Annotated in this window: 11 protein-coding genes; 8 read left to right on the forward strand and 3 right to left on the reverse strand. The window is 58.9% G+C overall.

Annotation, left to right across the window (positions count from 1 at the left end; all coding sequences use genetic code 11):
* Positions 1–73: 73 nt before the first annotated feature.
* Positions 74–712 carry a uracil phosphoribosyltransferase gene (gene upp, locus AB3226_RS09715; RefSeq protein WP_367372917.1) on the forward strand — a complete coding sequence of 213 codons (639 nt, stop codon included), beginning with the start codon at positions 74–76 and terminating at the stop codon, positions 710–712.
* 2 nt (positions 713–714) lie between these two features.
* Positions 715–1,986 (forward strand): uracil-xanthine permease family protein, encoded by a 1,272-nt coding sequence (locus tag AB3226_RS09720; protein WP_367372918.1) that lies wholly within the window; start codon positions 715–717, stop codon positions 1,984–1,986.
* A 160-nt stretch (positions 1,987–2,146) separates the two neighbouring features.
* On the opposite strand, the gene hemH is transcribed toward AB3226_RS09720, so the two are convergent.
* Together hemH and AB3226_RS09730 are read right to left on the reverse strand one after the other, a co-directional pair.
* Positions 2,147–3,169: a ferrochelatase gene (gene hemH, locus AB3226_RS09725; RefSeq protein ID WP_367372919.1), complete on the reverse strand. Its 1,023-nt coding sequence runs from the start codon at positions 3,167–3,169 to the stop codon at positions 2,147–2,149.
* Positions 3,170–3,177: 8 nt separating this feature from the next.
* Entirely contained in the window at positions 3,178–4,086 is a 909-nt protein-coding gene (locus tag AB3226_RS09730) for a TIGR01777 family oxidoreductase (RefSeq protein WP_367372920.1), read from the reverse strand.
* 196 nt (positions 4,087–4,282) lie between these two features.
* Here AB3226_RS09730 and AB3226_RS09735 point away from each other — a divergent pair, with 196 nt between their 5' ends.
* The 6 genes from AB3226_RS09735 (at position 4,283) to AB3226_RS09760 (ending at position 9,982) form a co-directional block, all read left to right on the forward strand.
* Positions 4,283–5,269: an NAD(P)/FAD-dependent oxidoreductase gene (locus AB3226_RS09735; RefSeq protein ID WP_367372921.1), complete on the forward strand. Its 987-nt coding sequence runs from the start codon at positions 4,283–4,285 to the stop codon at positions 5,267–5,269.
* A gap of 152 nt (positions 5,270–5,421) precedes the next feature.
* A complete protein-coding gene (locus AB3226_RS09740) occupies positions 5,422–6,381 on the forward strand; it encodes a YbgA family protein (protein WP_367372922.1) in 960 nt (319 codons plus the stop codon).
* Positions 6,381–7,322 carry a MerR family transcriptional regulator gene (locus AB3226_RS09745; protein ID WP_367372923.1) on the forward strand — a complete coding sequence of 314 codons (942 nt, stop codon included), beginning with the start codon at positions 6,381–6,383 and terminating at the stop codon, positions 7,320–7,322. The genes AB3226_RS09740 and AB3226_RS09745 overlap by 1 nt, the downstream gene beginning before the upstream one ends.
* Positions 7,323–7,356: 34 nt before the next feature.
* Positions 7,357–8,793, forward strand: coding sequence for a deoxyribodipyrimidine photo-lyase (gene phrB / locus AB3226_RS09750; protein ID WP_367372924.1), 1,437 nt, complete (start codon positions 7,357–7,359; stop codon positions 8,791–8,793).
* A gap of 46 nt (positions 8,794–8,839) precedes the next feature.
* A complete protein-coding gene (locus AB3226_RS09755; RefSeq protein ID WP_367372925.1) occupies positions 8,840–9,616 on the forward strand; it encodes an SDR family NAD(P)-dependent oxidoreductase in 777 nt (258 codons plus the stop codon).
* A gap of 60 nt (positions 9,617–9,676) precedes the next feature.
* The gene (locus tag AB3226_RS09760) at positions 9,677–9,982 is read left to right on the forward strand and encodes a YkgJ family cysteine cluster protein (protein WP_007905822.1); all 306 of its coding nucleotides are present in this window, start codon (positions 9,677–9,679) and stop codon (positions 9,980–9,982) included.
* A 117-nt stretch (positions 9,983–10,099) separates the two neighbouring features.
* Here the strand turns inward: AB3226_RS09760 and AB3226_RS09765 are convergent, their stop codons facing one another.
* Positions 10,100–10,618 (reverse strand): acyloxyacyl hydrolase, encoded by a 519-nt coding sequence (locus tag AB3226_RS09765; protein WP_367372926.1) that lies wholly within the window; start codon positions 10,616–10,618, stop codon positions 10,100–10,102.
* Positions 10,619–10,708 lie beyond the last annotated feature (90 nt).

Genomic DNA, 10,708 nt, shown 5'->3' on the forward strand with positions numbered 1-10,708 from the left:
ATGTCTATAGGACAACACCCTCGGATAGATTAATCTGGGCCGGTTTTTTTTGCCCGCCCCCGGAGCCTTTCCCATGCCCATCCTCGAGATCCGCCATCCGCTGATCCGTCATAAACTTGGCCTTATGCGCCGCGCCGACATTAGCACGAAGAATTTCCGTGAGCTCGCTCAGGAAGTCGGTGCCCTGCTGACCTATGAAGCCACCAAAGACCTGCCGCTGGAAAGCTACGACATCGAAGGCTGGTGCGGCACGGTGTCGGTCGAGAAAATCGCCGGCAAGAAAATTACCGTGGTGCCAATCCTGCGCGCCGGTATCGGCATGCTCGAAGGCGTACTGAGCCTGATCCCGGGCGCCAAAGTCAGTGCCGTCGGCGTGGCCCGCAACGAGGAAACCCTCGAGGCCCACACCTACCTTGAAAAACTGGTGCCGGAAATCGACGAACGCCTGGCGATGATCATCGACCCGATGCTCGCCACCGGTGGTTCGATGGTCGCCACCATCGACCTGCTGAAGAAGGCCGGTTGCAAGGACATCCGCGCAATGGTCCTGGTCGCCGCGCCAGAAGGTATCGCCGCCGTGGAGAAGGCTCACCCGGACGTGATCATCTACACCGCTTCCATCGATCAAAAACTGAACGAACACGGTTACATCATCCCAGGCTTGGGCGATGCCGGTGACAAGATCTTCGGCACCAAGCAAAAGGACGCTTGAGCATGCAGCAAGAGTTCAACGATCCGCTCTGGCGCACCGTGTTGTCGGGCGCGCAGATGCTGTTCGTGGCCTTTGGCGCGCTGGTGTTGATGCCGTTGATTACCGGTCTCGACCCGAACGTGGCGCTGTTCACTGCAGGCCTTGGGACGATTCTGTTCCAGATCGTCACCGGGCGTCAGGTGCCGGTGTTCCTCGCCTCGAGCTTCGCCTTCATCACGCCGATCATTCTCGCCAAGGGTCAGTTTGGCCTGGCGGCGACCATGGGCGGCGTGATGGCGGCGGGTTTCGTCTACACCTTCCTCGGCCTTGCCGTGAAGATCAAAGGCACCGGGTTCATCGACCGCATGCTACCGCCAGTGGTCATTGGCCCAGTGATCATCTCCATCGGCCTGGCCATGGCGCCGATCGCTGCCAACATGGCGATGGGCAAGGCCGGCGACGGCACCGAGCTGATTGCTTACCAGACGGCGATGTTGATCTCGATGCCGGCGCTGCTGACCACTCTGATCGTCGCGGTATTCGGCAAAGGCATTTTCCGCCTGGTACCGATCATCTCCGGTGTATTGGTGGGTTTTGCGATGGCGTTCTATTTCGGGGTGGTCGACACCGTGAAGATCGCTGCTGCACCGTGGTTCGCGATTCCACACTTCACCGCGCCGGAATTCAACTGGCAGGCGATTCTGTTCATCGTTCCGGTAGCCCTGGCTCCGGCCATCGAGCACATCGGCGGCGTGATCGCGGTCGGTAGCGTGACCGGTCGCGATTACCTGAAGAAGCCCGGCCTGCACCGCACCCTGCTCGGCGATGGCATTGCCACCGCCGCGGCCGGTCTGTTTGGCGGCCCACCCAACACCACCTACGCCGAAGTGACTGGCGCGGTGATGCTGACCAAAAACTACAACCCGAAAATCATGACCTGGGCGGCGATCTTTGCGATCAGCCTGGCGTTCATCGGCAAGTTCGGCGCCCTGCTGCAAAGCATCCCGGTGCCGGTGATGGGCGGGATTCTCTGCCTGTTGTTCGGTTCGATTGCCGCGGTGGGGATGAACACAATGATTCGCCACAAGATCGACTTGGGCGAAGCCCGTAATCTGGTGATTGTCTCGGTGACGCTGGTGTTCGGGATTGGCGGCGTATTGGTCGGCACGGGAACTGGCCCGGAGGATTTCGGCCTCAAAGGCATCGCGCTGTGCGCGGTGGTGGCGATTGCGCTGAACCTGTTGCTGCCGGGCAATGACAGCTGGAAACACAAGCAGGCGGAAGAGTCGTTGTAACAGGCGACTCAATCCCCTGTGGCGAGGGAGCTTGCTCCCGCTTGAGTGCGCAGCACTCACAAAATCTTCATCGACTGCAAAGATTTTGGGGCCGCTTCGCGACCCAGCGGGAGCAAGCTCCCTCGCCACAACAAGCCCTCCTTCACTTCAAAGTGTGTTCCTACAAAACCAGCGGCGCTCTCTCGCACAATGCGTTCAACGCCTTGGCCCATTGCGGATCATCGTTGAGGCACGGTACCAGCACCAACTCCTCCCCTCCTGCTTCGCGGAATTGCTCCTTGCCGCGATCACCGATCTCTTCCAGTGTTTCAATGCAATCGGCGACGAACGCCGGGCACATCACCAGGACTTTCTTCACACCACTTTTGGCCAATTCATCGAGGCGCGCTTCGGTGTAGGGTTCGATCCACTTGGCCCGCCCCAGACGCGACTGGAACGACACCGACCATTTACCGTCCGGCAGGCCCATGCGCTTGGCAAACTCTGCCGCGGTGCGCAGACACTGACCGCGATAACAGGTCGCGACCACTTCCGGCGGCGCACCGGCGCAGCAATCGCCGCCACCTTCGAAGCTGTGACCCGGATTTAGCTTCTTCAGGTGCCGTTCCGGCAAACCATGAAAGCTCAGCAGCAGGTGATCGTAATCCTGCTGCAGATAAGGTTTGGCGCTGGCCACCAGGGCATCGAGGTATTCCGGCTGATCGTAGAACGGCTGGAGAACCGAGAACTGCACGTCGAGTTTCTTCTCCCGCACCACCCGTTTGGCTTCCTCGACTACCGTGGTCACGGTGCTATCGGCGAACTGCGGATAGAGCGGCGCCAGGGTGATTTTTTTGTGACCCTGAGCCGCCAGACGAACCAATGTCGACTCAATGGATGGCTCGCCGTAGCGCATCGCCAGTTCCACCGGCCCGTGGGTCCACTGCGCGGTCATGGCCCGTTGCAGACGACGGCTGAGCACCACCAGTGGCGAGCCGTCCGCCCACCAGATCGACGCATAAGCGTGAGCCGATTGCTCTGGGCGTTTGATCAGAATCAACGACACCAGCAAACGCCGCACCGGCCACGGCAGGTCGATCACATACGGGTCCATCAGAAATTGATTGAGGTAGCTGCGCACATCCGCCACCGAGGTGGAAGCGGGTGAACCCAGGTTGACCAGAAGCAACGCGTGATCGGTCATGCAACGTCCTATTTCTTAAGGCGGCTGGACAAATCGTCCAACGCCGCGCGCAAATCAGTGAACTGGAAAGTGAAGCCCGCTTCCAGCAAGCGAGCCGGCATGGCCTTCTGGCCACCCAGCAACAACAAAGACAACTCGCCCAGGCACACCTTCAACACGAGGGTCGGCATCGGCATGAACGCCGGACGATGCAACACGCTACCCAACGTTTGGGCGAATTCACGATTGCGCACCGGTTTGGGCGCGCAGGCATTATATGGACCGCTGGCCTCATTGCGGTGCAGAAGAAAATCAATCAGGGCGATTTGATCCTTGATATGAATCCACGACATCCACTGCCGACCATTGCCGATCGGCCCGCCCAGCCCCAGTTTGAACGGCAACAACAGCCGCGACAAAAAGCCGCCCTCGGCGGACAGCACCAACCCGGTACGAATGAGGATCACGCGAATGCCCAAGGCTTCGGCGCGCTGCGCGGTTTCCTCCCAGGCGACGCACAACTGGCTGGCGAAATCATCAATGACCGGTGGCGATTCTTCAGTCAATTCCCGCTCACCACCGTCGCCGTACCAACCAATCGCGGAGCCGGAAATCAAAACCTGCGGTTTCTGCTCGCGGCTTTCGAGCCAGGCCAGCAGGGTTTCGGTCAGGGTGATCCGGCTGCTCCACAACAAGGCTTTGCGTTTATGAGTCCAGAGCCGATCGGCAATCGGGGCCCCCGCGAGATTGATAATGGCATCCACCGGCTCTTGACCCAGGTCCTCCAGTCGTGCGATTCCACGTACTTGAGTGCCACAGGCTTGGGCAACTTTTGCAGGTGTGCGACTCCAGACTGTCAGGCGATGTCCCTGACTCAACCAGTGTTGGCAGAGTTGACGTCCTATCAAACCAGTACCGCCGGTCAGCAATATGTGCATGACATCTTCCTCGCGTGGCGTTTTACCCTGATCACTAGTCTATTTTTATAAGCAGGGATCTTTGGTATCGGGCAGGCTCTGTGCTTAACAATAGGCCAAGCTGTCAGAACAAGAACGCTAAAAGTTATACCAAAAAACAATATTGTACAGGTTTGAACCACGGCGTAGTCTGTACAGACAGGTAAACGAGGCCCCTATGACTGTACCTATCGCAATCATCGGCACCGGCATCGCCGGACTCTCAGCCGCCCAGGCCCTTACGGAGGCCGGGCATGTCGTTCAACTTTTCGATAAAAGCCGCGGCAGTGGCGGACGCATGTCGAGCAAGCGCAGCGATGCGGGTGCTCTGGACATGGGCGCGCAATATTTCACTGCTCGCGATCGCCGCTTTGTCACTGAAGTCCAGCGTTGGCAAGCCAACGGCTGGGTCGCTGAGTGGACGCCACAGCTCTATACCTTTCACGGCGGCCAGCTCAGACCTTCACCGGACGAACAGACACGCTGGGTCGGCACGCCACGCATGAGCGCGATCACGCGCGGCCTGCTCGGTGATCTGGAAGTGCATTTCGCTTGCCGCATCACCGAGGTCTATCGTGGTGAAGAACACTGGCATCTGCAAGATGCCGAGGGTTTCACTCACGGCCCGTTCAGCCATGTCGTCATCGCCACGCCCGCCCCACAGGCGACTGCACTGCTGGCGGCCGCGCCGAAACTCGCCGGGGCCGCTGCCGGGGTAAAAATGGAGCCGACCTGGGCGGTCGCCCTGGCGTTCGACACGCCACTGGAAACCGCCATCGAAGGTTGCTTCGTGCAGGACAGTCCTCTCGACTGGCTGGCGCGCAACCGCAGCAAGCCGGGACGCGACACCACCCTCGACACCTGGGTGCTGCACGCCACCAGTGCCTGGAGCCGGCAGCATATCGACCTGCCCAAGGAAGCGGTGATCGAGCAATTGCACGGTGCCTTTGCCGAACTGCTGCACGACGCCATGCCTGCTCCGACTTTCAGCCTCGCTCACCGCTGGCTTTACGCCCGACCGGCCAGCAGCCATGAATGGGGGGCCCTGGCCGATGCCGATCTGGGCCTGTATGTGTGCGGTGACTGGTGCCTGTCTGGCCGTGTCGAAGGTGCCTGGCTCAGTGGTCAGGAAGCAGCTCGCCGGCTGCATGAACACCTGCAGTGATTGAATCAAGTCCAGCCCATCGCTGCTGTCGACATGGGCAGCAGCCCGAAAAACCTATACAAAAAAATTGACTTGTACACCTTTGAATCTATGATGAAGTACATGTTGTACAGATCTAATATTCTGTACAGGTCTGGATTCGAGGCGCTCCGATGCCCCCTACAGCCATGAAACCCAAAATCGCCATCAGCGCTTGCCTGATGGGAGCCGAAGTGCGTTACAACGGCGGTCACAAAGCATCGCGGCTGTGCAGCATTACTCTCACCGATTATTTCGATTTCGCCCCGGTGTGCCCGGAAGTCGCCATTGGCCTGGGTATCCCTCGCGAACCGATCCGTCTGGTCGGCAACCCCGCGCACCCAGAAGCTGTCGGCACCGTCCACCCTGAGATCAACGTCACCCGGCCGCTGGCCGACTATGGTCAAAAAATGGCGATGGAGTTGGGCGACATCTGCGGCTACATCTTCATGCAGAAATCTCCTTCGTGCGGGCTGGACCGGGTCAAGGTCTACCACGCCAACGGCGCGCCAGTGGACGGTGGTGGCCGTGGTATCTACGCCCAAGCCTTCTGTGCATTGCATCCTGATCTACCGGTGGAAGAAGACGGCCGCCTCAACGACCCGGTGCTGCGGGAAAACTTCCTCACCCGCGTATTCGCCTACAGTGCCTGGCAGCAGTTGCTGCAAACACGCCTGACCCGGCGCAGCCTCACTGACTTTCACTCGCGCTACAAATACCTGTTGATGGCCCACAACCCGGTGCAATACAAAACGCTGGGCAACTTGCTGGGCAACATGGGCCAGTCCGATCTCGAAGAGCTCGGCCCGCGCTATTTCAGCGAGCTGATGACGGCCCTGAAAAAATGCGCCACACGCCGCACCCACACCAACGTGCTGCAGCACATCAGCGGCTATCTCAAACAAGCCATCAGCCCTGAAGACAGACAGGAGGTGCAGCACGTCATCGGCCAGTATCACAAGGGCATCGTGCCGCTGGTAGTGCCATTGACGCTGCTCAAACACTACTTTCGCCAACACCCGGATCCGTACATTGCGCAACAGGTTTACCTGCAACCGCATCCGGAAAACCTCAGCCTGCGAAACGCAATTTAATGAAAAACCCACCGGACACCCGCACCAGCGAAGACCTCGGCACCGACTTCAAGAAGGCCCTTGACGCTGGCTGGTTGCCCATTCGTGAAGTGGCCCGGCAGACCGGGGTCAATGCCGTCACCTTGCGCGCCTGGGAACGGCGCTATGGGTTGATCGTGCCTCAGCGTACGCCCAAGGGGCATCGGCTGTTCTGCGCCGAACACGTTCAACGAATCCTGACAATCCTCACCTGGCTCAATCGCGGCGTGGCTGTCAGCCAGGTCAAACAACTGCTCGACACGCCTCAGGGGCTTACCGAGCCCGTCGGAAACGATTGGCTGGTGCTGCGCCAGACGCTGCTGCATGCGGTCACTCAGCTGGCCGAACGCACCCTCGACGACACGGTAAATCAGGCGATGGCGCTGTATCCGCCACGCACCCTGTGTGAACGATTGTTGATGCCGTTGCTGGCGGAACTGGACCAACGCTGGCAAGGCCAGTTCGGCGCGCAGATGGAGCGGGTATTTGTTTATTCCTGGTTGCGCAGCAAATTCGGCGCGAGGATCTACCATAACAACCGTCAGTTACGCACCGCGCCGCTGCTGCTGATCAATCACTCGGACCTGCCACTGGAGCCTCATCTGTGGCTCACCGCTTGGCTGATCAGCAGCGTCGATTGCCCGGTGGAAGTTTTCGACTGGCCACTCCCCGCTGGCGAACTTGCGCTGGCGGTCGATCACCTGCAAGCCCGCGGCGTACTGCTGTATTCCAGCAAAGCCATGAATCTTTCACAGCTGACGAAACTTTTGAATGGCGTCAGCTGCCCAAAAATGATTGCCGGACCAACGGTGTGCATTCACCACGCCGAGTTATCCGCAAAAACCGTCGCCATTGCTGACTTGTCCCTGGCCGAAGACCCGTTATCGGCCCATCTGGGCCTGATTCAGCGCGGGATCATTTAATGGCGATTTTTTAATGGCTCATGCGGATACCACCATGCAATTGATCTGGTTGCGCAGCGACTTGCGTCTACACGACAACACCGCCCTCTCGGCCGCCGCAGCCCGCGGCCCCAGTGTGGCGGTGTTTTTGCTGAGTCCGCAGCAATGGCTGGCGCATGACGACGCACCGTGCAAAGTTGATTTCTGGTTGCGCAACCTGAGCGAATTACGTCATGCGCTGGGCGCACTGAACATTCCGTTGCTGATTCGCACGGCGTCCCGATGGGACGAGGCACCTAAGGTTCTGCTCGAGTTGTGCCAGCAATTGAAGATCGACGCAGTGCATGCCAACGAGGAATACGGCATTCATGAAACCCGTCGTGATGACACGGTGGCCCAAGCCCTGAAAGCCCAAGGCATCGACTTTTACCGCTACCTCGATCAACTGCTGTTCAAGCCTGGCACCGTGCTGACCAGAACCGGCACCTATTTCCAGGTCTTCAGCCAGTTCCGCAAGGTCTGCTACGAACGCTTGCATGCATCATTGCCGAGATTGGTTACCGCCCCCGCCATTCAGGCGCCACTGGGTATCGCCAGCGACGAACCGCCCTCTCGTGTCGAGGGTTTCGATACGCCCAGCGACAGTTTGCGTGCCCTATGGCCGGCCGGCGAAGCCGAGGCCGGACGCCGACTCGAGACCTTTACCGACGCACAGATCGACTATTACCACAGCGAGCGCGATTTCCCGGCAAAACCCGGCACCAGTCGGCTCTCGGCCTATCTCACCGCGGGAGTCATTTCTCCCCGTCAGTGCCTGCATGCCGCGTTGCGCAGTAATCAGGGGGAGTTCGAAGGCGGCAAGGTCGGTGCCGTCACCTGGATCAACGAGTTGCTGTGGCGCGAATTCTATAAACACATTCTGGTGGGCTACCCGCGAGTCTCCCGGCACCGCGCCTTTCGCCCGGAAACCGAAGCCCTGGCCTGGCGTGACGCCCCGCAAGACCTCAAGGCCTGGCAACAAGGCCGTACCGGCCTGCCGATCATTGATGCTGCCATGCGCCAATTGCTGGAGACCGGCTGGATGCACAACCGCTTGCGCATGGTCGTGGCAATGTTCCTGACCAAAAACCTGCTGATCGACTGGCGCGAAGGCGAGCGTTTCTTCATGCGGCATCTGATTGACGGTGATTTGGCGGCGAACAACGGTGGCTGGCAGTGGAGTTCGTCCACCGGCACCGATTCGGCGCCCTACTTCCGCATTTTCAACCCCCTGAGCCAGTCGGAAAAATTCGACGCCGAAGGGGTTTTCATCAAGCATTGGTTGCCGCAGATCAACGAAATGAATAAAAAAGACCTGCATAATCCCGCGAGACTCGGCGGATTGTTCGGTGTGACGGATTATCCATCGCCGATCGTAAACCTGAGCGCTACGCGCGAACGGGCCTTGGCCGCATTCAAGAATCTGCCCTCGCGACAAGGCTTGTCACAATGAATACAGTATTGAGCCGGGAAATTATCGGGTTAAAAAGGGAATTGGGATGAGGCGTACACCTGCAAGGCGATACTGGTTGACCGGCGCCAGCAACGGCATTGGTGCCGCTTTGGCCGAAGAAATACTGAAAACCGGTGCTCACCTGGCTGTCAGCTCTCGATCATTGGCGCCATTGGAAGCCCTGTCTCAGCGTTATCCCGGACAGGTGCTGGTGGTGGCCGGTGATTTGAGCAACGGCCAACGGGTGCGCGAAATCGGCGAGCAGATTGCCAAGGAATGGGGTTCTCTGGACACCATGATCCTCAACGCGGGTACCTGCGAATACGTCGACGCCAGCCAGTTCGACTCGTCAATCATCGAGCACATCGTGCGTACCAACCTGCTTGCCAGCAGCTATTGCATCGAAGCCGCCCGTCCCCTGCTGCGGGTGGGCACTGCGCCGCATCTGGTGGGCATGGCCAGTTCGGTGACCTGGTTGCCCCTGCCGCAGGCCGAAGCTTATGGCGATTCAAAGCCCGGGTTGCGTCACCTTTTCGAGTCCTTGCGTATCGACGTGGCACCAGAAAACATCGAAATGACCATAGTTAGCCCAGGACTTATCGATATCCCCCTGAGCAACGACACTCCAGAACACCTCGACTGGTCGGCGGACCAAGCTGCGCAATACCTCTTCGACATGCTCAAACATCGGCCACTGGAGCTCTCCTTACCGGAAATGCTCATGCCTGTCCTTTGGCCTTTGCCGCAAAAGCCCGGCCAGACGGGACTGGAAATCGGCAAGCGCATGGAGAGAAACAATCCGCCGATCGAGGGTCTGCCGTGAAACCTGAGCGTCCGTCAGGCCTTTCACACAGCGCAGGCCCACTGCCTTACACTGCGCGCCATGAAAACCATTCCCCACACGCAAATCGCCGAACCTGCGGTCACCTGCTCGACCTGCGCAGCCTGCTGCTGTCAGCTTGAAGTCATGTTGATCACCGACACCGGTGTGCCCGAGCGTTTTATCGATACCGATGATTGGGGTGGGGAAGTCATGCTGCGACTGGATGACGGCTGGTGCGCCGCGCTGGATCGCAACAGCATGATGTGCACCATCTACGAAAAACGTCCGCTGATCTGCCGGGAGTTCGAAATGGGCGCACCGGAATGCATCACCGAACGCCAGGGGATTGCGACGGCGTATCGGTAATTTAGAGATGTGTCATCAGAACTGACGCCATCGCGGGCAAGCCCGCTCCCACAGGAGGTCACCTAACCTGTGGGAGCGTGGCTTGGTCTGGGCGGCATTCCGACGATGCTTTTGACGTTACAACGGCATCGTGTAATGCAGCGAGTAACTCTCTACGCCATCATTCGGGCTGCTGATCCCGGCATTGGAATAGTGCGTGGCGCGAATTCCAACTTCATGTCCGCCGGTAAAGCGCAGACCAAACCCGAAACGGTCTTCGAATTGAAAGGCCCCGCCCAGTTTGTTGTCTTCGATTTCGGTGTTGGCAAACACCGCGATGCCGATACCGGCTTCAACGTAGGGCTTGATGGTCTGACCGGCAAACTCGTATACCAACACTGGCGAGAACGACAAACTGTGATTGCTTGATGTTTTGTCCCCCTCCCAGTAGGTGTAAGCGCCGCTCCAGTAGCCGGTCAAGCGACCGATGTCACTCTGAAGCCAGCTTTTGTCCCAATCGAATTGCATCCCCAATCGGTAGGTCATGGTTGAATCGCTGGTCTGGCCGACCCCGAATTCCACCCCTGCTGCCTGCGCGGTAAAACTGTGCCCCATCAATGCGGTCGCAATTGCGGCCAAGCAGAATAGTCGCTTCATTAGAAACATCCTTTTCCGAACAACTTCGTATGGTTTTTATGCTGACCAACAGACAACGCTATAGAAGTAGACGCTTGATCAGAGGTTCAG

The sequence above is a fragment of the Pseudomonas lini genome (assembly GCF_964063345.1).
In the GTDB taxonomy this organism is placed as follows: domain Bacteria; phylum Pseudomonadota; class Gammaproteobacteria; order Pseudomonadales; family Pseudomonadaceae; genus Aquipseudomonas; species Aquipseudomonas lini_B.